Origin of the sequence: Synechococcus sp. C9 (assembly GCF_022984075.1) — a bacterium.
Classification (GTDB): domain Bacteria; phylum Cyanobacteriota; class Cyanobacteriia; order Gloeomargaritales; family Gloeomargaritaceae; genus Gloeomargarita.
The window spans coordinates 889681-911337 of record NZ_JALAAD010000001.1 but is presented as its reverse complement, the minus strand read 5'-3'; the positions used below and the strand labels follow the sequence as shown (position 1 = coordinate 911337).

The 21657-nt window shown below is 54.3% G+C and carries 16 protein-coding genes and 1 tRNA gene; 13 read left to right on the top strand and 4 right to left on the bottom strand.

What is annotated here, in order from left to right:
- Window positions 1–125: 125 nt before the first annotated feature.
- The 11 genes from brxC to MLD66_RS04450 all read left to right on the top strand — a co-directional run bounded on the left by brxC (window position 126) and on the right by MLD66_RS04450 (window position 15121).
- Window positions 126–3791: a BREX system P-loop protein BrxC gene (gene brxC, locus MLD66_RS04495; RefSeq protein ID WP_247215746.1), complete on the top strand. Its 3666-nt coding sequence runs from the start codon at window positions 126–128 to the stop codon at window positions 3789–3791.
- 24 nt (window positions 3792–3815) lie between these two features.
- A complete protein-coding gene (locus MLD66_RS04490; protein ID WP_247215745.1) occupies window positions 3816–4100 on the top strand; it encodes a hypothetical protein in 285 nt (94 codons plus the stop codon).
- Window positions 4101–4256: 156 nt separating this feature from the next.
- The gene (pglX, locus tag MLD66_RS04485; protein ID WP_247215744.1) at window positions 4257–7955 is read left to right on the top strand and encodes a BREX-1 system adenine-specific DNA-methyltransferase PglX; all 3699 of its coding nucleotides are present in this window, start codon (window positions 4257–4259) and stop codon (window positions 7953–7955) included.
- Window positions 7956–7976: 21 nt separating this feature from the next.
- On the top strand, window positions 7977–8210 hold the full coding sequence (locus tag MLD66_RS04480) for a type II toxin-antitoxin system prevent-host-death family antitoxin (RefSeq protein WP_247215743.1): 234 nt from the start codon (window positions 7977–7979) through the stop codon (window positions 8208–8210).
- Entirely contained in the window at window positions 8210–8599 is a 390-nt protein-coding gene (locus MLD66_RS04475) for a type II toxin-antitoxin system VapC family toxin (RefSeq protein WP_247215742.1), read from the top strand. Before MLD66_RS04480 ends, MLD66_RS04475 begins: the two co-directional genes overlap by 1 nt.
- A 60-nt stretch (window positions 8600–8659) precedes the next feature.
- The gene (locus MLD66_RS14480) at window positions 8660–8791 is read left to right on the top strand and encodes a hypothetical protein (RefSeq protein ID WP_281438409.1); all 132 of its coding nucleotides are present in this window, start codon (window positions 8660–8662) and stop codon (window positions 8789–8791) included.
- A 23-nt stretch (window positions 8792–8814) separates the two neighbouring features.
- Window positions 8815–9051 carry a type II toxin-antitoxin system prevent-host-death family antitoxin gene (locus MLD66_RS04470; protein WP_247215741.1) on the top strand — a complete coding sequence of 79 codons (237 nt, stop codon included), beginning with the start codon at window positions 8815–8817 and terminating at the stop codon, window positions 9049–9051.
- Window positions 9048–9434, top strand: coding sequence for a type II toxin-antitoxin system VapC family toxin (locus MLD66_RS04465; protein WP_247215740.1), 387 nt, complete (start codon window positions 9048–9050; stop codon window positions 9432–9434). Before MLD66_RS04470 ends, MLD66_RS04465 begins: the two co-directional genes overlap by 4 nt.
- A gap of 2 nt (window positions 9435–9436) precedes the next feature.
- Window positions 9437–12034, top strand: coding sequence for a PglZ domain-containing protein (locus MLD66_RS04460; RefSeq protein ID WP_247215738.1), 2598 nt, complete (start codon window positions 9437–9439; stop codon window positions 12032–12034).
- Window positions 12035–12044: 10 nt separating this feature from the next.
- The gene (gene brxL, locus MLD66_RS04455; protein WP_247215737.1) at window positions 12045–14072 is read left to right on the top strand and encodes a protease Lon-related BREX system protein BrxL; all 2028 of its coding nucleotides are present in this window, start codon (window positions 12045–12047) and stop codon (window positions 14070–14072) included.
- Window positions 14073–14401: 329 nt separating this feature from the next.
- Entirely contained in the window at window positions 14402–15121 is a 720-nt protein-coding gene (locus MLD66_RS04450) for a M15 family metallopeptidase (RefSeq protein ID WP_247215735.1), read from the top strand.
- A gap of 12 nt (window positions 15122–15133) precedes the next feature.
- Here the strand turns inward: MLD66_RS04450 and MLD66_RS04445 are convergent, their stop codons facing one another.
- The 3 genes from MLD66_RS04445 to MLD66_RS04435 all read right to left on the bottom strand — a co-directional run bounded on the left by MLD66_RS04445 (window position 15134) and on the right by MLD66_RS04435 (window position 18310).
- Window positions 15134–16264 (bottom strand): DUF1565 domain-containing protein, encoded by a 1131-nt coding sequence (locus MLD66_RS04445; RefSeq protein WP_247215733.1) that lies wholly within the window; start codon window positions 16262–16264, stop codon window positions 15134–15136.
- Between the two features lie 189 nt (window positions 16265–16453).
- Window positions 16454–17449, bottom strand: coding sequence for an oxygen-dependent coproporphyrinogen oxidase (gene hemF, locus MLD66_RS04440; RefSeq protein WP_247215731.1), 996 nt, complete (start codon window positions 17447–17449; stop codon window positions 16454–16456).
- Between the two features lie 438 nt (window positions 17450–17887).
- Entirely contained in the window at window positions 17888–18310 is a 423-nt protein-coding gene (locus MLD66_RS04435) for an MAPEG family protein (protein WP_247215729.1), read from the bottom strand.
- 326 nt (window positions 18311–18636) lie between these two features.
- On the opposite strand from MLD66_RS04435, the gene MLD66_RS04430 reads away from it, so the two are divergent.
- Window positions 18637–18721, top strand: a tRNA-Ser gene (locus tag MLD66_RS04430).
- Between the two features lie 440 nt (window positions 18722–19161).
- Complete coding sequence (locus MLD66_RS04425; RefSeq protein WP_247215727.1) at window positions 19162–19530, top strand: chlorophyll a/b-binding protein; 369 nt, start codon at window positions 19162–19164, stop codon at window positions 19528–19530.
- Here MLD66_RS04425 and MLD66_RS04420 read toward each other — a convergent pair.
- A complete protein-coding gene (locus MLD66_RS04420; RefSeq protein ID WP_247215725.1) occupies window positions 19433–21628 on the bottom strand; it encodes a glycoside hydrolase in 2196 nt (731 codons plus the stop codon). The genes MLD66_RS04425 and MLD66_RS04420 overlap by 98 nt on opposite strands.
- Between the last annotated feature and the right edge of the window lie 29 nt (window positions 21629–21657).

Genomic DNA, 21657 nt, shown 5'->3' with positions numbered 1-21657 from the left:
AAAAGTTATCTCGCTGGCAGTCAGATATTCTGGAGAACCAAGGGCGGGGGGTGCCCCCCTGCGACTGCTAATTGTTAATTTACAGAGGTGCCCTTTAATATTTTTTATTAAACAAGGACACCCACATGAACACCATTAGCGACCTATTAACCCGTGACCTGAGCCGCAAGATCGAGGAGGTCATCCAAGTCGATCAAGCGGATGAGCATTCCGTTTATGCCGAAATCTCGGAATACGTCGCTACAGACAGTATTCGTGAGCAGTACCACGATTTACTCAAAGCCATCGCCGAAGCACCCGCCGATCCCCACGAAAGTATTGGCGTTTGGGTGTCTGGCTTCTTTGGTTCTGGCAAAAGCTCATTCGCCAAAAACCTCGGCTACGCCTTGGAGAACCGCACTATCCTTGGCAAGAAATTTACCGATTTGTTTGTGGCTCAAGTTGCTGATCCTCGCCTTGAACCGCTTTTGAAAAACTACATCCAACGGATCCCCACGGAAGTCATTCTTTTTGAGATCGCCAAGGAAACGGATACCCGAAAAGTAACGCAAAGAACTGCCGAACTGATGTATACAGCCCTTTTGCGTGAACTGGATTATGCCGAAGACTTTGACATTGCTGAACTGGAAATCACGTTAGAGGGAGAGGGGAAACTGGAAGAATTCGAGCGCATTTGCCGTGAGTATCTACAGAAAGACTGGAAAATTAGCCGATCCGGATCCCACAAGATTTCTTATGCCAGTACTATTTTGCATCGGATGGAACCAAAGGCTTACCCGACTCCGGAATTCTGGCGTCATAATTTACGCCATCAAGATACGGCATTGAGTGTTCGGAAGATAGTCGAGCGTTGCTTTGAGCTGTGGGGACGGAGGCGCAAGGGGAAAGCACTTGTATTTATCATTGACGAAGTGGGTCAGCACGTGGCTCGGAGCGGTGACAAAATTGAAGACCTGCGGGCGACCATTGAGGAGTTTGGCAAGGTTGGCAAAAACTTGCTCAAGGCGAGAAAGATCATTGCTCCCTGCTGGATTGTGGTCACATCCCAGGAAAAGCTCGATGAAGTAGTCGCCGCCATTGACTCTAAAAGGGTAGAGTTAGCCAAACTCCAAGACCGGTTCCGTTACCGGGTTGACCTTGCCCCGTCCGACATTCGGGAAGTCGCCACCAAGCGTGTCCTGGCGAAGCAGCCCGAAGCTGAAGCACTCCTACGGGATTTGTTCAAGAAAAACGAAGGACAACTAAACGCCGCTCTGCGTTTGGAACGCCCCACCCACCGCACGGAGATTACCGAGGCGGATTTCGTGCAATTCTATCCCTATCCCCCCCACTACATTGACCTGTGCATCGGCATCATGTCAGGTATCCGGTTGCAACCTGGCGCCCCCCGGCATTACGGCGGCAGTAACCGCACAATCATCAAACAAGCCTACGAGATGCTCGTGTCCGAGCGCACCGCTTTTGCCAACAAGCCGATTGGGGCATTGGTGACCCTCGACAAGGTGTTCGAGTTGGTGGAGGGCAATCTTTCCAACGAGAAACGTACGGACATTTACGAAATCTCGGAGCGATTCAAGACCGATCCCGACGATCAGGGCTGGGCTTTGCAGGTCGCTAAAGTCATCTGTCTCCTGGAGTTCATTCGTGACCTGCCCCGCACTGAAGTCAACATTGCCGCCATGCTCGTGGATGAAGTTGGTAAGGCTGCCCCCCTCAAGGAAGTGCAAGCCGCCGTGAAGCGACTGGAGTCCGCCAAATTCATTCGCAACACTGAGGAAGGCTGGAAGCTCCAGACTGCTCAAGAAAAGAGCTGGACCAACGAACGCAGCGGGTATCTCGATCCCAAGCCCCGTGAAGAAAGGGAACTTATCCGTACTGCCCTGCAGCAGCTCTTTAATGATCCGGAGTTCAAGACCTTCCGCTATCAAAATCGCTCGTTTCGTATCGGCATTAATGTTGACGGCACCAGCATTGGAGATGAAGGGGAATTGCCCCTGACTTTATGTGTTTCGGACGATGCCGATGAACTCACCCAACGCCTTGAGGAAATCCGCACCGAAAGCCAGCAAAAATCCCACGAAAATGATTTGTATTGGCTCTTCTGCCTGACTCCAGAGATTGATGAACTTGTCCATCAACTTTATGCTTCCTGCAAAATGGTGGACAAATACAACCAGTTGAGTGCCCAACAAAAAATCAGCCCCGACGAAGCCACCTGCCTGCAAGACGAGAAAAACTTAAAAAACGGCTATGAAATTCGCCTGCGGGACAAGCTCACCGAAGCCTTAGAGAGTGGCACGGGTATGTTCCGGGGTGTGCAGAAGGATGCTTCTGCCTTGGGAAAAAGTTTGGGCGAAATCCTCAAAAAGCTCTTCGGGCAAGTGGTGCCTGACCTCTACCCCAAGTTGCCAATGGGTTCTCGTCCGCTTAAAGGGGATGAAGCTGAGCAGATTCTCAAAGCCGCCGACCTGAAAGCCCTGCCCAACGTCTTCTACGCCGGGGAGCAAGGGTTAGGGCTGGTCGTCAAGGACGGTGCGAAAAATATCATCTGCACCACCGCCCCCGTTGCCAAAGAAGTGCTGGACTACCTCAAGAGCGAATTCAGTTATGGCAACAGAGACACCTGCATGGGCAAGGCACTGGAAAAACGTTTCAGCGGCACGCCCTACGGCTGGGAACGGGATATGCTACGGCTGATTCTGGCTACCCTATTCCGGGCGGGCGAGATTGAAGTTACTTATCAAAGCAACCGTTTTCACAACTACCAAGACCCCGCTTCCCGCACCCCATTTACCAACATTTCAGCATTTCGCTCGTCGCTGTTCTCGCCCCGCCAATCGGTTGGTCTCAAAACCCTTACCCAAGCTGTACAGCAACTGGAGAACCTGACCGGGGAAGAGGTGGATGTGGAGGAAGGAGCCATTGCCACCGCCTTTCAGAAAGTTGCCGCCGAGGAACTGGCAAAGCTCTATCCCCTCAAAGCCCTTGCCGAAGCCCATCGCCTGCCGGTGTTGCCCATGCTTTCGGAGTACCAGCAAACCTTGATGGGGATTCAGTCCTCCGCTTCTGATGATTGCGTTCGCATTCTGACCGAGAGCGGCAGAGAGTTCGGAGCAACACGGGACAAGGTGCGTAAACTGCGGGAGTTCCTGAACCAGGAGGCTATCGCCATTCTCCGGCAAGCCCGTCAGGCAACCGAGCAAGTGTGGCAACGGCTGTCGGCTCATGCCCCCTCCCCCGAACTTCACACTAGGGTTGAAGAACTCAAAGCCCTGCTCGTTTCAGAGCAGTTTCTCGATGCGTGGGACAACATTGTTGCCTACACCAAACAGGTGCTGGAGGCGTACCAAACCGCCTACTGTGAGCTTTTCGACCGTCGCAAACAGGCTTACGAGTCAGCCATTGACGAAATTCAAAACCGTCCTGAGTGGGCACCTGTGGCAGCCGCGAACCCCAGTCTGGCTCAATCCCTGTTGTCCCCCTTGCAGAGTCGCGTGGGCACGGAAGAGGACAAACAGGCTGTGACAGAAGGGCAATCCCTGGGCACATCCAGCCTCACAGAAATGGAATCCGACCTTGCGGCTGTGGAGGGGTTGAAATCGTCGGTGCTGGTCAAGTTGCAGGAACTCTCCATCGGTAGAGAGAAGAAAGCCCCGGTGCGAAAGATAAAAGTATCAGAATTTTTCAGTCGTCCCATTCAGACGCAGGCGGAACTCGACCAGGTACTTGACCGGATTCGGGATTCCCTTCAGAAGTGTATTGATGAAGGAGCGATTGTTATTTTGGAGTAAATTTTGCAAAGTTGGAGAAAGCAGATGGCAAAAACTGTTTCACTCAACGAAGCTCAGAACACCCTCGCTGAATTGATCCACTGTCTTGCGCCGGATGAAGTGGTGACCATCACCGAGAATGAGCGTCCGGTTGCCCAGATCATTCCTTGGTCGCTTGTGCAAGCCAGTCCACCACGACCACGCCCCCCGGTCACGGGCATTCCCAAAGCAGGTCGTTATGAGGGGCAGTTCACTGTACCCGACGACTTCAAGGAACCTCTTGAAGATATGCGGGATTATTTAGAGAAGACATCCATTTATTACCGCTAGAATCGGCTCATATCGAACCCCTCTCGACAATGCCGCTATACCACCGTGATCCGTTCGACCGTCTCATTGCCGCAACCGCCCTGGTCGAGGGACTGTGCCTTGTATCCGCTGATGGGACGTTCGATTGTTACGGATTGAACAGACTTTGGTAGCCCCATGCACCCAGAAATTCGCAACAAGCTCCGCAACGTCGTCACCCAATCCCGCCGGTGGTTGGAAGAGGCGGTGGCGCAACGGCTGGAAGGGCGGTTCACCATTTTTCTCAAAGGAAACTCATTGATAGCAGATCGGACGGCTTCGGTGGCGCACTTGAGCGAGGAAGAGCGATCCGTGCGGTTGCAGGTGTTGGAACATTTTGATTTGCTTGAGTCCCAGGGAATCAGCAAAGTGGATGCTTACCGGCAACTGGTGCGGGAAGTCGCCTTTACTTGGCTGAACCGCTTCGTTGCGTTCAAAATGCTGGAGACTCGCAAGCTGATCCGGGAAACCATCGGACGTTGGGAAGACTCCAATGGCTTCAAGCACTGGGTCACGCAGACTGGACGGGAGGCTGATCTGGCAGATTACGAGCGGGGTGGGGAGTATCGCAGTGCCGCCTATCATCGCTTCCTGTTGGCACGTTGTGGGGAATTAGCGGCGGAAATCCGGGTGTTGTTTGACCCCGATAATCTGGCTACCCGACTCGCTCCCCCTGCCACTGCTCTCAAGCAACTTGCCGAAACGCTCAACACCCCCGACCTCGCCGAGGCATGGCAACCGGGCAGTGAGGAAACATTGGGTTGGGTGTATCAGTTTTTTGTCGAAGCTGAAAAAGACGAAGTGTTTGAGAAGTTGTACAAGAAAAAGCAAAAAGTCACCCCTCACGACATCCCAGCCGCCACGCAGATTTTCACGCCTTATTGGATGGTTCGCTTTCTTGTTCACAACACCCTGGGGACGCTTTGGCTGGAGATGCACCCTGACTCCCCCCTTGCCGAGCAATTGCACTACTACATCCCACGCCAGGTTGCACCCAGAAGTAGTCCAGTCCGCACTATCCGTTCCATTCGCCTGCTCGATCCGGCTTGCGGAACCATGCACTTTGGCTTGGTCGCCTTTGATCTCTTTGTGGAAATGTATCGGGAGGAATGCGAGCGAGCCGGTCAACCCGGTTGGCGTGAAACGCCCCCCGTCGCTTCCCTGGAGGAAATCCCTGCCGCAATTCTCGCCCACAACCTACATGGCATTGACATTGATCCCCGTGCCGTCCAGATCAGTGCCTTGGCGTTGTACCTGAAGGCGAAGGTGCTGGCACCCCGGCGGTCGCTCAGCCAATCACGCTTAGCCTGTGCCAATGTGCATATGCTCAATGGGGAACGGTTGGGGGCTTTTCTCCAGTCGGCTGGCTTGAACCAACGCCCCATTTACGGTCGGATTCTCCAAGCCTTGCAAGAGGAACTCCAACTCTCCGAACATCTTGGCTCGCTATTGCCCCTGGAAAAGCGCATCCGTCAGTTGATCGAGGTGGAGCGTCAGCGTTACGAGAAAGAAGGGCGACAACCGGACATTTTTGGCTGGAGCCAGGCACAATTTGAGAGCGAAGCAAGCCAGGGGAAATTTTGGGAAACCCTCGAAGAGCAAGTCAGCCAAGCCCTCGATGCCTTTGCCAAAGCCGAAACGGAGCGGGGATACAACCAGACCTATTTTGCTCAGGAGACCGTGCAGGGGTTGAGACTGCTGGAATTGCTAGGTCAAACCTACGATGTGGTCGTGACGAATCCGCCGTATATGACGGCACGAAACATGAATCCGGTTATGAGAGAAGCCATTGCTAAGTTGTACCCGACGGGAAAGGGTGATCTCTATGCGGCTTTTATTCTCCGGGGGATTGACTTGCTCAGAAACAGCGGACGACTCGGTATGATCACACAGCAATCGTTCATGTTCATCTCCAGTTACGAGAAGTTGCGTAATTGGCTTGGTGAACAATCCGTGAATGAAGTAATCGGTCACGTTGGTCCCCGTGCTTTCGATGAAGTCTCCGGTGAGAAGGTGAATACGACGCTGATTGTCCTTCGCAAGGAACCCAACGCCCAGCGGCGACAGGAGAGTATTGGCACCTATTTCCGGTTGGTGAAGGAACCCGATGCCGAGAGCAAACGCCGACGGTTTGAGCAAGCACTGTGCCACCTCGACACCGACCCGATCATCTGCCGCTATGCCCAAAAAGACTTTGCCGCCATCCCCGGTAGCCCCTGGGTGTATTGGATCCCACCCGGACTGCGCCGCCTCTTCCAGACCCTGCCGAAACTGGGAGATGTAGCACAACCCCGGCAAGGTTTAGCCACTGCCGATAATTTCCGTTTCCTGCGTTACTGGTGGGAAGTTGGCGCATCCCACATCGCTTTTGGTTGCCAAAACGCCGAAGAAGCCCGGCAGACCCAAAAACGCTGGTTCCCCTATATGAAGGGCGGCTCGTTCCAACGCTGGTATGGCAACCAGGAATATGTCGTCAACTGGGAAAATGATGGTGCGGAGATCAAAAACTGGATTTGTGAGCGTTATCCGTATTTGGATGGCAAATGGGAATGGGTCGCTAAGAACCCCGACTACTACTTCCGCCGCGGCGTGACGTGTCCTAAAGTAACGAGTGGAAGATTTACAGCGAGATTATCCCCTGAAGGGTTTATTTTTGCAGACGCAACATCAGGTCTATTCCCACAAAATCCAATGCAATTGCTTGCTGTACTGAATTCTTCTGTATTCCAATATCTACTGTGGCTCATTAACCCGACCGTAAATACACAAGTCGGCGACCTGGAACGATTACCCATTCCCGATCAATCCAGCCCCGAACTAGAAGCCCTGGTCGAGCAAGCCATTGCCCTTGCCAAACAGGACAGTGCCGAAGATGAGACCACCTGGGATTTTGTCGCCCCGCCCCCCTGGTCGGATGGACTGGAACAGGTTGCCCAACGCCACACCCAACTCGCCGAGATCGAACGGCAGATTGACGAAGAAGTCTATCGGCTCTACGGCATTAGCGACCAAGACCGTGCCGCCATTGAAACCGAATTAGCCGAAAGCCCACCCGCAACCGAAGACGACGACCCCCCCACCGTTCGCGTTAGCGGGACGGAGTCCTTAGAAAACGAGGAAGAGTCCATCAGCATTCCCACAGACCGCACAGGGTTGGCGCACGCCTGGATTAGCTTTGCCGTGATGAAAGTCTTTGCACAGGGAGCCTTCTGGTCACGGCACAAACTGGCTGAGCAGGTACTCAATCAGTTGGAAACCCGCTTGGGAGAAACCGCCGCTACCGAGGTAGTGACCACCGCCACCGCCTGCGGTTCAGGGAATCTGAGCGAACGACTCGCCAACGACCTGGGAGAACCTTTTTTCAAGCGGCACCTGCAACAATACCGCAAGCGACCCATCTACTGGCTGTTGCAATCCCCCAAGAAAAATTTCGCCGTCTGGCTACACGCCCGGCAATACGACCGGGACACCCTGTTCAAAGTATTGCTCAACGCCGTCGAGCCAGAAATTCGCCTACAAACCAGCTTGCTCGATTCCCTCCGCACCCAGAAAAACACAGCGGGCACCAGCGGCAAAGAAGCCAAACGCCTCGCCAAAGCAATCGAGAAACAGGAAGAATTGTTGTCCGATCTGCGGGACTTGGAAGAACGGTTACGGCGAGCAGCCAATTTGCACCTCGACCCGGACATCAACGACGGCGTAGCACTAACCATTGCCCCCCTCTGGGAACTCGTCCCCTGGAAAGAAGCCAAAAAATACTGGGAGGAACTATTAGCGGGCAAATACGAGTGGTCATCCATCAGCAAACAATTACGGGAAAAGGGGTTGGTAAAATGACAATAATAAGGAGCACTCAACATGGCGAGCATTACGATTCAAGAAGCTCAAGCCCAACTGCCCGATCTTATTCATCAGCTAAATCCCGGTGAAGAGTTGGTGATTACTGAAAACAACCAGCCGGTGGCTCGATTGGTACCTACCGCCTCAACCGCCGAGGCTCGAAAAGCCCCAAAATTCGGCACCTTGAAGGGAACCGTCCTTTCGATGGAGCACTTCGACGACCCCCTTGAGGAGTTCGAGGAGTATACATAATGCGGTTGCTCCTTGACACCCATACCTTGATCTGGGCGGCGGAGGATCCCTCACAGATTCCGCCAGGAGCGATGGCAATCATAGCGAACCCTGATATGGAACGCCTCCTCAGTGCGGCGACCATCTGGGAAATCGCCATTAAGTTCGGCAAAGGCACCCTTCCGTTATCCATGCCCTACCGCCCGTGGATGGACAAGGCAATCGCCGACCTTGTCTTGACAGTGCTACCAATCACCCTCGACCACGCCGAGCGGCAGACCAGGTTGCTGTTCCATCATCGGGATCCGTTCGACCGCCTGCTGGCGGCTCAGGCACTCGTCGAAGACATCCCGCTGGTCAGTGCCGATCACATCTTCGATCCCTATGGTGTTAACCGAATCTGGAGCTGAGTGTTTACCAATGGCTGTGGTCACCGAATCTCTGACACAGAAAAACTAAGATCTGTTGTCTTGAATATCGCCCCCCTCTGGGAACTCGTCCCCTGGAAGGATGCCAAAAAATACTGGGAAGAACTCCTGGCGGGCAAATACGAGTGGTCATCCATTGGCAAACAGTTACGGGAAAAGGGGTTGGTAAAATAATGACTATAAGAGCGCACCCAATTATGACAACCGTCACCATCCAAGAAGCCCAAGCCCAACTGCCCGATCTTATTCATCGGCTAAATCCCGGTGAAGAATTGGTGATCACAGAGAACGATCGACCCGTGGCGAAGCTGGTGAGCGAATCGCCGAAACCGATAGCTGGTCTGCGCCCACCACCTGGGCTGTGCAAGGGCATGATCACCATCGTGGCGGACGATGATGAGCATCTCAAGGACTTTGCGGAGTATATGCCGTGAGGCACCTTCTCGATTCCCACACGCTCCTTTGGTACACGCTGGGCGACCCGCAACTCAGCGAGACGGCTAGGGCATTGATTTTGGATCCAGCCAACGAGATTTTCATCAGCCCAGCGACGTATTGGGAGATTGCCATTAAGGTCAGCATTGGCAAGCTAAATCTACATCAGCCCTATGAAGACTTCATCGAAGCGTGTATGAACAAATACGGGTTTATCATCCTTCCGATCGATCCGATGCACACGGCGAGGGTGATCGGGTTGCCCTTTCACCACAAAGACCCCTTCGACCGTTTGCTGGTCGCCCAGGCACTTACCGAAGGAATTCCAATCATTAGCAATGACCCGGCACTGGACGCTTACAAAATCACGAGGTATTGGTAGGGATGAGTATGGCTGTGGTCACCGCCTATCTGACCCAACTGATTGCCAAGCAGGTCGAGGACAAAGGGCTGGTGGTCTGGTATGACCCGGAGCAAGCCTACGGCTCCATTGCAGAAACACTCACCCTCCCCAACACCACCGTGGCTCGTTATGAGGGGAGTTTCTTCCAATTGCGCAAAGACATTGACCACCTCATGAACGACCGGCAACCGCCTCGCTTGGTCGTTTACGTCCCCCTCCCACGGGAAAAGACCCACGCCGCCCTGATCGAACTGGATGCCGCCGGAGTAGTAATGCAACCCCGGCAACAACCCCCCGCCTGCAACACCCGCTTATCTGTCGTGGCTCGCAACGCCCTCAAGCCGATTTTGAGCGAGGAGCAAGTGGGTGAAATCGAGCGGCAAGTGGAAGCGGGGAAATTGTCCCTGGCAGACCTCAACGCCCTCGCCGACAAAGGCAAAGACCTTGCCACTGGGGTACTCACCCTGATCTTCGGCACCGCCACCCCCCAGGAAGTCGCCTTAGCCTTTCTCCACGATGACCGGCATGACCAGGAGATTGCCAAAAAAGGAGCGAAGACCGAACTCCAACGTCTGCTCGAAATGGGCTTCGAGATTCAGCTTCCTACCGCTGAAACCTTGTCACACTGGCGAGTCAAGTTGGGGCGACACATTCTCCTCACTGACCTATGCGCCGCTCTCAAAGAACAGGTGCCTTCCCCATTAGCATCGGTTGCCATTGCCCACAGCCCGGCTGGTGTTGATGCCTGTGTCCGGCTTGCCCGTTCATGGCGAAATAGCCGCGAACATCGAGACAGTTACATTACCATCGCCAACAGAACCGAACAGGAGCTTGGTCTCAGTCGGCTTGACCTGCCCGTGGATCCCCTCCAGGAGAATGAAACCTTCCTGTGCGTCGAAAAAACCTTGCTGGTGCATCTCGAAACAGAGCTTCTCAAGCAAGTCACCCCGGAAAGGCTTCACCTAGTCAAGCAACGACGCGCCCGCTTCTGGGCAGATGTGGAGTCACAGATTCAAGCCCGCTGGGCACTGGTGGCATCCGCCGCCGAGGTCTTACTCTCAGCCGACCGAGTCGCAAAAGCACTCAAAAAAGCCCCCACCACCGTTCTCGAACTCGTCAAAGCCTACGCCGAGGATGACCAACCTTGGTGCCTACTCGACACCCATCACCGCCACCTGGAAAGCCGCAAGTATCAGTTCGAGTTTGCCCCTGGGGACGATCATCAGGCACTGGAAAAGCTGATCACCAAGGCTGAACAGCGGTACACCCAGGTCGGCAGTGAACTAGCCAAACATTTCATCACCCAATTTGCCAAAGCCAAGCATCCCATCGAGGGTTTACTACGGCAACAAAACATCTTTGAGAAACAGGTCAAGCCCCATTTGAGCGAAGGCAAGGTTGCCTATGTTTGGGTGGATGCCCTGCGGTTTGAAATGGCGCGTGAGTTGTCCCGCCTCTTGGCAAACGACTTCCCGCTCGCATGTCAGCCCGCCCTCGCCATGATCCCCACAATCACCGAGATTGGCATGGCGGCATTACTCCCCAAAGCCCACGAGTCAGCCAAGGTGGTCGGGGTTGGGGGTGGCAAACTGGGCGTGGAGATCGCCGGTCAGGTCATGAGAAATCGCAACGACCGGGTAGCGTTCCTGAAGAACCATGCAGGGGTTGCAGTCTTTGATGCCAAACTCGAAGACCTCCTCCCCAAGCCCAGCAAAAAGGTCAAAGACGGGATCCAGAACCACCAGCTAATCCTGATCACATCCCAGGAAATTGATGAGCTGGGCGAGACCGACAACCTCGCTCAAGCCCGACTGCAAATTGACGGTGTGCTGGGGCATCTGCGCCGGGGTGTGCGCATCTTGGCGGATCACGGCATTAAAACCATCGTGCTGGTTGCGGATCACGGTCACTTGTTTGCCGATGAAGTCGGGGAGGATATGAAAATTGAAGCCCCCGGTGGACAAGTAGCAGACCTGCATCGCCGAGTGTGGGTGGGCATCGGCGGCAATTCGGAATCCACTTACCTGCGAACCTCCCTGACCTCCCTAGGCGTAGAGAGTGAATATGACATTGCCACCCCCTGGACATTCGCCGTTTTCAAATCGAAAGGGGGTGGTCGCGCTTATTTTCACGGCGGCTTGTCTCCCCAAGAGCTGATCGTGCCTGTACTGGTCATGCACTCAAGGGCACAACCAAAAGCAACAACGACCAGCATTCGGTGGACACTAACGCCAGGAACCCCCAAACTGACCACCCGGTTTTTTTCCATACAGATTAGCGGCAACCAGGAGCAGATTGACCTATTTGGATTGAAGCCACCGACGGTGCGGATCGAAGTGCGAGCTAATAAAAAGTGTGTCTCCCAGCCAGTGAGTGCCTCTTACGGATTTGAGGATGCCACCGGCGAAGTGAGGCTGAAACTTGCTGAACATGATCCCAGACGCATCGAGCCAAATACTGTTACCGTAATGCTGTCGGAGGAAATTTCCCAACAGACGGTGCGGGTATATCTGCTGGATGCCATTACCGGGGTAGAACTAGCTCCGCCTCTGACCCTCCCCGTTGCCATTTCGATCTGAGGAACCTACCATGTCTGAACTGGATCGAAAAGCGGCAACCGTATTTGCGGGTAAAGTCGTCCGCAAAGATTTGGTTCGCAAGGTGAAAGTGGGAGCAAATGTCCCAGTCTTTGTTCTCGAATACCTGTTAGGCAAGTATTGTGCTACCGATGACCCTGTGGCGATTGATGCGGGGCTGAAAGTGGTTAACAATACCCTCTCCTCGAATTTTGTCACCCCTGGGGAAGCCAACAAAGCCCAGTCGCTGGTAAAGGACAAGGGGAAGCACACCCTCATTGACAAGGTGCAGGTGCGCTACGTTTCCGACGATGACAAATACTGGGCGGAATTAAAGAACTTCGGGCATCGGTACGTTCACATTCCCGAACACTTCCTGCGGGACTACGACCGTTTGTTAATGGGCGGCATTTGGGCACAAGTAGATTTGCGGCACCAGTACGATGAAGAACAAAAAGGAAAACGCAGTCCTTTTTGGATCGAAAGCCTCAAGCCAATTCAACTGGCTAAGTTCGACTTGGAAGAATACTGTGATTGTCGCCGGGAATTTACCACCGAGGAGTGGATTGACCTACTGCTCCGCACCATTGGCATAGAGCCATCTCATTTTGAGCGACGGGTTAAATTGCTACTTCTGGTGCGACTGGTACCCCTCTGCGAACGGAATTACAATCTGGTGGAGCTTGGCCCCCGTGGCACAGGTAAGAGTTATGGCTATCAGGAGCTTTCACCCTACACCATCTTGCTCACCGGCCCGACAACCGTAGCCAATCTTTTTTACAACATGGCTACCAACAAAATAGGGCTAGTTGGGATTTGGGATGCGGTGGCGTTTGATGAGGTGGCTGACCTGCAAAAGATGCCGAAAGAGGTGGTAACGACCCTGAAAACCTACTGTGAGTCTGGCACCTTTGCCCGGGGGAAGGATTCCCTGTCTGGTATGGCATCCATTGCCATGTTCGGCAATACCAACCAGCCGGTGGAGGTCATGGTGCGCTCCTCCCATTTATTCATGCCACTGCCCGACGTGATCCGTGAGGACATGGCATTCCTGGATCGCATTCACTTTTACATTCCCGGCTGGGAAATCCCGAAGATGCGGGTTGAATTTTTCACCGACCACTACGGCTTCGTCGTGGATTATTTGGCTGAGGCACTGCGGATACTGCGCAAGCATAACTTCACCGAGATGCTCGACCGGCATTTCTCCCTTGGCTCCCATCTCAATGCCCGTGATGTGAAGGCTGTCCGCAAGTCGGTTTCTGGGCTGGTGAAGCTGGTCTATCCCCACGGTGAGTTGTCCAGGGATGAACTGGCTGAGCTTACCGAACTGGCCTTGGAAGGCCGTCGCCGGGTCAAGGAACAGCTGAAAAAGATGGGTTCCTTCGAGTACCACCAAACCTCGTTCTCTTTTATTGACAACACCACCAGGGAAGAACGGTTTGTCGGGGTACCCGAACAGGGGGGGCGGGATATGATTGCCGCTGACCCCCTTGCCCCTGGATCGGTTTATACCGCCTCGGTGGATGACCAGGGTAAAGTGGGTCTTTATCGTCTGGAAGTGGGCTGTTCACCCGGCACTGGCAAACTGAAGGTGGCAGGGGGTGTGGAAGGGGCGATGAAGGAATCCCTGCAACGAGCCTTCGCCTATCTCCAAAGCCAAAAAGTGAAGATGGGGATTGCTCAACAATTCGACACAACAGATTTTCATGTCGAGGCGATTGACTTACTCAGTAACCACGTTCCTTGTGAATCTGGGATCGCCTTGGTGGTCGCCATCTATTCCGCTATCCAGCGGCAGTCGGTATTGCCTGGTTTGGTGATCCTCGGCGACCTGAGCATTCAAGGAAATATCAAAGCTGTTCGCTCATTAGCCGAGCCGTTGCAGGTCAGCATGGATAACGGAGCACGGCGGGCACTTATTCCCCTCGAAAACAAGCGAAACTTTCTGGAAGTATCGGGCGAGATCATCGAGCGGGTTGACCCTATATTCTTCTCCGACCCAATGACAGCGGCGATGAAGGCACTGGGGATAAATTGATGGGCGTTGTTGTGGTCATTTCCGATAGATTATGGTGATCCTAACTGAATTGAGAACATAAGTTGCAGGGGTACCCCCTGTCCTTAGTTTTGGCAAATTTCTGTTCGTGAATTGCATGGGATTGCGATAGGATTAACGATAGAAAATACTTGAAATATCTATAAATTTCCATTAAAAATATAGCAGTCCTAAATGAGAATGGAACAGGGGTCGCAGGGGCACCGCCCCCGTCCTTGGTTCCGGGGAATCTCTGTATGCCTACGGCACGCAAGCTAACACTAATCAAGTAGGATTGCTATAGTTGATGTTTGGTGCAATTGGCGTTGTGAATGCAGGAGGAGCGTTTGTATCCCATTGATGAGATTCCCGAAGCCCGGCGGCAATCCTCCCCCCGTCCGCACTTGGTCCCTTCTCCCTGGCGGTGGGCATGGCTGGGGATTCCGGTGGTGGCTGTGACTGGAGTAGCTTGGTGGTGGCTTACTCCCGCTTCAACGCCTGTAGCTTCTGAACCCAAGCCTGCCCCGACCATTACATCTGTGGATTTGTTAGGACATTTACCGTATCCTGAAGCCCCAGCCCAGGATTTGCAGGCGGTCACAGCGGATGGGCGGGTCCAATTGCACCGGGATGCGGCTCAAGCCTTTCTCGCCATGCAGTCTGCCGCCCGGGCGGAGGGGGTGATTTTGGTGCCCCTGTCCGGGTTTCGCTCCCGGCAACAGCAGGAGGAATTGTTTTACGGGGTGAAGGCAGAACGGGGGCAACAGGTGGCGGAACGCGCCAAGGTCAGTGCCCCGCCGGGTTACAGCGAACACCATACGGGTTATGCCCTGGATGTGGGGGATGGGAAACAACCGGGCACCCATATTCACGAGAGCTTTGAGGAAACGGCGGCTTTTGCTTGGTTGCAGAAACGGGCGGCGCAATTTCACTTTGAGTTGTCCTTCCCCCGCAACAACCCCCAAGGGATTAGCTATGAACCCTGGCATTGGCGGTTTGTGGGCACCCCCGCCAGTTTGGAATTGTTTTATCGAGCTAGGTCAGGGTCTTAACTTTTCTTAACTTCACTGCAATTGCACTGGCCCGTTCACCTTGGTGGCATCCAGGCGGTTGCCAATGCTGGTGAGGGTGATGTTTTTGGTGGCGTTCTGCAGGTCATGATTGCCGTTGCTTTGAAAGGTATTGTTGCCGGGGCTGGCAGGGGTACCCAAATCCGGCTGGGCATTGGAAATCACGATAATCCCCGTGCGCTGGTTGAAGGCGATCCGGTTCCCCCGCAGGACGGGTCGAGCCACATCGCTGATCACCATGCCATCCACGTTATTTTCGATGCGATTGTCCGCCACGATGGGGGAAGCAACGCCGCCGATGGCTAACCCAAAGCCAGTTTGGATAAAGACATTCCGCCGCACCTCCCCTTTGGAAGCCTTGGTGAGGGAAACCCCGTTGCCGCCGTTGCGGATAAACAGGTTATCTTCGATGCGGGGCGCCCCTTCCCCGGTGACAAACACCCCTTCCCGGTGGTTGTTGGTAAAGGTGCAATTGCGGATGTAGGGGTTGGTGGATTCGACCCAGATGGCCGTGCCCCGGATGTTGCGGTTGGTGACGGTGACCCCCAGGATGTGGGTGGTTTCGCCGGCCAGGATGGTGGCATTTTGGCGGGCAAAAATCCGGCTGACAAACCGTCCGCCCCCTTCAATCAAAATTCCTTCTCCCCGGGTGGACTCGTTCCCCCGCAGGATCACGCCGGGTTTCAGGGCCAGGGGAAATTGCTCCCCCGATTCGGCACTGTATTTCCCTGGAGCCAGTTGGATCAAGGTGCCCCCTTCGGCGAATTTCAGAGCCTGGGTGATGGTGCGGAAGGCGGTTTGGGCGGTTTGCCCGTTGTGGGTGTCCTGGCCACTGGTGGGGTTGACATACAGCACCCGTTGGACATTGACCGCTGTGGGGGTGGGGGCAGGCATTTCCACCTTCGGGATGGCCGCCGCCGGGGAGGGACTGGCGGGTTTGGCGGTGGGTTGTACCGTCGTTTGGGTGGGCTTAGCTGTGGCGGGGGCAGGGTTGGGTTTCGTTGTGGCTGGGGGAGGTGAGGGCACAGCCAATTTATTCCCAGCCGGATTTGCGGTGACGGTGCCAGCCCCAAGTAAGGGTACAGCAATGGCAAACGGGGCAATGACTCGGTAAATAGAACGCATGGATTGACTCCTCACGGGGACGGGGATGACGATTCACCCCAAACAGGGCTGTCATCGTTATTGTAAAAGAGACCTACCGCTAGTGATGGCAAATCAGGGATCAATGTTCCAGGAATTTTGGGGTTTTATGTCCGGCTCTCTCCAGGGTTGCCCCCCTTTTTTCCTGGAACAATCCCATGACCTGACCCTTCACCCAGCCAGCCAATCCTGGGGTTTGAGAAACTCCTCCGTCAGGGCGGCTTCCGGGCTACCCGGTTCCGGGGTATAGCAGTATTCCCAACGACACAAGGGCGGCATGGACATCAAAATAGATTCAGTGCGCCCATTGGTTTGCAACCCAAAAATTGTCCCCCGGTCGTAGATTAAATTAAACTCCACATACCGTCCCCGGCGATAGAGTTGAAATTGCCGTTCCCGTTCCCCATAAAGGATGCCCCGCCGCCGTTCAACAATCGGCAGATAAGCCGGTAAAAACGCCTGGGCACAACTTTGGATCATGGCAAAAATATCCTCCCAACTCCGGGGCGGCAACTCGCCAATTTTGTTGCTGTAAATAGCCGCATTTCCCTGGGAATTGTTCCCCCGATAAATCAAACCTACCCCATCTTGATAATCCAAAAAAATGCCCCCAATTCCTCGCATTTCCTGGCGATGTTTGAGATAAAAATACTCATCACACCAGCGTTTGAATACCGGATAATATTCCGGGTGATGGGCATCCAGAGCCGTTTTATGGGTTTGGTGAAAATGCACCGCATCCTCCCGAAAGGGATAGTAAGGGGTTAAATCCGCCCCGCCGCCAAACCACCACACCGGCCCCGCTTCAAAATAACGATAATTCAAATGTACAGTTGGGACATAGGGATTACGGGGATGCAATACTAGGGACGTGCCCGTCGCATAAAATTCATGGCCTTTGGCCTCCGGGCGTTGCTCGATAATCGCAGGCGGCAATTGTTTGCCCCACACTTCCGAGAAATTCACCCCGCCCCGTTCCAACAGCGCACCCCCCTCCAACACCCGGGAGCGACCCCCACCCCCTTCTGGACGTTCCCACCGGTCTTCCCTGAAGGTGCCCTTACCGTCGGTGGCCTGCAATTCCCGACAAATATCCTCCTGGATTTGTTGTAAAAAAGTGCTGACCCGCAGGCGGGAATCCGTAGGTGGCAATCCGGGAATAGGCATGATAGTCGTAGCTTCCAATAAACACCAATTTCTAATTTAACAACCTCTGCACCACTCCCATCACTAAGAATCGTTGCGAAGGCTAGGAAGAAGTGGAATCCCGGCGCTTATGCGGTTGAGCAGTCGGATTTTTTGTTGCTAATAACCAGCAATATCGCCATAGGGCACCTCTATAAAAATCTCAAAAATTGATGGCAATAAAGATGATTTCACGACACGGAAACCGTGCATTCGGAACCACCATTCCTAACCCTGATGACTGAAATTTTTTTGGTCGTATTCACGGCAGTTTTTCTGACAGAATCGGGGGATAAAAACTAATTGGCAACCGGATGATTCGCCTCAGAACCAGCTTTGGGTATGTGCGTGGGTGACCTGCTCAACCAATTTGGTGAATTTCACCTTTTTCCCCTAACTGGCAGGCGCAGGCTTCATCGGTCAAGGCGTGAGGCTGATTTTAGTTATCGCCGTTCCATAGAGACTGGCAATACAACCCAAACTGACGATCCAGGCCAACCCCCGTAATGGAAATATCTTGATAATGTAAAACAAACTATGGGCCAAGCGGGTGAGCAAATAGGTGATTACCACCGCATTAGTATAAGGGGAAGCGGCTTGGGCAAAAACCACCAAAATTGCCGCTGGGGCAAATAGGGTAAAACTTTCAAAGGCGTTTTGGTGCGCCCAGGTTGCCCGTTGAGCGTAGGGGGGTAATTTGTCAAAAATCGCCCGGGGGGCATTGGGGTCAAATCCGCTCGTGACCCGTCCATAGGCTACCAGTAGGTAGGGGAGGTAAATCAATCCGGCGGCAATCGCAATCCCCCAATACAAAACCTGTTGGGGTGAAATTGGTAGGGACATCGTTAGGATAAGAATTAAAACAACTGCATTATCCTTATCATAAGGGTATCTCTATTGATTTGCGCCAACCAAACATCTGTTGGCATACCCATGTTACCCAGAACCAAGGGCGGGGGTGCCCCCCTGCGACCATTAACTTTGAATTGATAGAGGTGCCCATCAATCAGGTAGCGAGCATAACCTAATTTTTAGAACATCTCTATTGACGAATTTTTGCACTTACACAGCCCCATGTGTGCCGTGACCCGGTGCGTTCAGTGATTTGGTTGGGGATTGGTGTGGTAAGCCGAGGGTTTTAGGGAGTACAATAGGGTCTTGCCGCTTGGGGAGAGATGGCCGAGTGGTCGAAGGCGCAGCACTGGAAATGCTGTGTGGGGCAACTCACCGTGGGTTCGAATCCCACTCTCTCCGTACCCTTAGTTTCCCACGCCGTACCATAACCGCTCAAAACTCTCATAAATCAACACTTTTAACCATAACCTCAAGATTCACTAACATCCGCAAGGTTTCACAAGACAGCTTCGAGAATCAGGGCTTTGGGGAAATGGAGCCATCCTCACTGAATTGAGAACATGGGTCGCAGGGCACCGCCCCGTTCTGGTTCTAGGGAATCTCACTTCTCGCTTCTCACTCCTTACTCCTCACTGCTCGTCGCAGGAGCACCGCCCCCGTCCTTGGTTCTGGAGAATTGCTGTTTGTTAATCAAGTCGGATGGCTATAACCCATATTTCCCTGGGAACGAAGGGATGACCCTCCCACCCGTCGCCCGCTGGCTAAGTTTGTCCAACGATTCTTAACAAAATGTAACAATTGTGGGATAATTGAAAAAATAGGTTAAACGAGGTGATGGTATGAAACGCTTGATGGAGAATATTAACGTTAACCCCACCGGGGCGGGCACGTTTGGGTTTACCCATTTTGCCGAACTGTGGAATGGGCGGTTAGCCATGATCGGCATCATCTGTCTGGTGGTTGGGGAAGTGACCACCGGCAAAGGTCAGTTAGCCCAGATGGGAATTGTCGGGCGGGGTGCTGGTTTACTGGTGGTGCTGTTTCTGGTGGGGTTGACCGTGGCTTCGATGCTGGGCTACTACGCCGTGGGGATGGCGCAACGGCTGGCACTCACGGAATCGCAAAATTCAGCAACCCCTGCTCCGGCAGATAGCCCCGAAACCGCCCCGCCTGCCCCAGTACCAACAGCAGGGACACCGACCAATTAGGGGCAACCGGGAGTTCATCCCAGGGGACAGCCACCTCCAGACAGGTATCCAATGCCACTTGACTGCGGGTGGGTTGGGGGCACCACCTGTCCCCTGCCGCGGCGGTCATCAACCAGCAAAACCGTTCCGCCAACTGAATCCCCAGGTGATGGCGAAATCGGTAGTTACAGGGTGCCACATCCGGCACATCGGTCAGGGGCATCGGGCTGGTATGCCCCACCTGCCCCGGATAAAACCACAGCAAATGCAAACTCGAAAAGCCCTCTTTGCCCGGAATGAACCCCTGGCGAAAATCCACCCGTAGGTAGAAATGCAGGTGGTCCGTGCCGTAGCGGATTGTCCGGATCGGGTGACTCTGGTGCATGGTTGCCCGGGCTGTCCCCACCCGCACCAACCCAGCGCGGAACCAATCCTGTTCATCTCCCCGCCCATCAATCACCGGCTGAATCAACCCCTCCGGCGGGTAATCCCCCTGAAAATGCTGGGGTTCCAGCGGATAATCCAACTCCGGCGGCGGCGTTTGCCCCAACCCCTGGTAAATCGCCTGGAGATGCTCCCGAAACAGGGCATCAAACACCGGGTCCAAGCGGGAACTGTGCCCCGCCCCAAACCACCAAAACCAGTCGGAACCCTCAGCCGCCAACAGGGCTTCCCACACCACCTCTGCCGGGTTTTCCGCCCGTGCCACCGCCGCCCGTGCCCGCCCCAGCCAGTCCCACGCCCGATTTTTCACCGGGTCGCCGATCCAGGTGGTAAAACTTGCCTCAATCCAGGAACCACTGTGCAAGTCAGTCAGGGTCACTTGCGGGGGAAATTCCCCTAGAAATTCGGAAACCGTCACCCCCCGGAACCGCTGATCCCGGCTGAGGGTGGCAAACAACCTTTGCAAAAATTCCCCCCCATCCCCCGGATAATACTCCCAGCAATTTTCCCCATCCAACGCAATCGTCACCAACCAGGGGTCCGCCGGGGTGGTTTCCACCTGCGCCCGCTCGTAAATCAGCCCCAACCGGGTGACCAAATCCGCCACCGCCGTCTCCGCCGGGAGATGACTGTAGGAAAACCCGATCAAATCCGAGAGGCGATGATCCCGAAACACCAAGGCGAGTTCCCCCGCTGATGTTTGCATTTTGTAGGGACGATATAATACATCCGCATCCACCACCTGCCCCTGGGTATCCCGCCGAATCGGTTGCCTGACACTCGCCGCCAACACCCCCTCATCGCTACAGAGCCAGCGAAACCCCTGTTTGGCAATCGGCTCTAAAATTGGCGGGCTGACCGACTGCTCCGACGGCCACAACCCTTGGGGTGTCTTGCCAAAGTACCGTTGATAATGTTCCCAACCCTTTTGCAACTGCCAAGCGACATCCTGGGGCCATTGAAAGCGATGGGGGAGGGCAATCTTGGGAACCGCCACCCGGGCGCTCTCCGTATCCCACAGCAGGGGCAAAATCGGATGGCTGTAGGGGCTAGTGGTCAGTTCAATCACCCCCGCTTCCTGCCAGCGCCGATGTTCCGGGATAATCTGCCCCAAAATCTCCCGCTGGAGTGCCCACAGGGCTTGCCGGTCCGCCACCGTGAAATTGCCGCCCTTTTCCCACCAGGACTGCACCTGGGGACGGTCATGGAACAGGGGGTCTAACCAGGTGAGGTTGTGCCACATGAGCAGGTCGTCAAAATCCTGGAGTGACCAATGCTCCAAACACCAAGCCCGCCCCTGGTTCTGCTGTTGTTCGTACAGACGCCGATACCCCGGATAGGGGTCAATCATGGTGCGGTGGTGGGCATCAAAAAAACTGGTCACCACAAAATTCCGTTCCCACTCGCTCAGCTCTGCCGCCGGTTTCAGGCTCACCTGGAGGTAGGAGTCCATCGCCCGCCCCTGGGCGTAGTCCTCGATCTGCACCAGCAGGGACGGCACCAAATTAATCGTGTGGTGAAACTGGGGATAGCGGGTGAGGTACAGCAGTAAATCCAGGTAATCTTTCGTGCCGTGCAGTCGCACCCAGGGCATTCGGTATTCCCCGGTCAACGGGCTTTTATACAGGGGTTGATGTTGGTGCCAAATAAAGGCAATGTACAGCGGATGCGGCATCGGTTTCCCCCCACAGTTTACCCCCACTG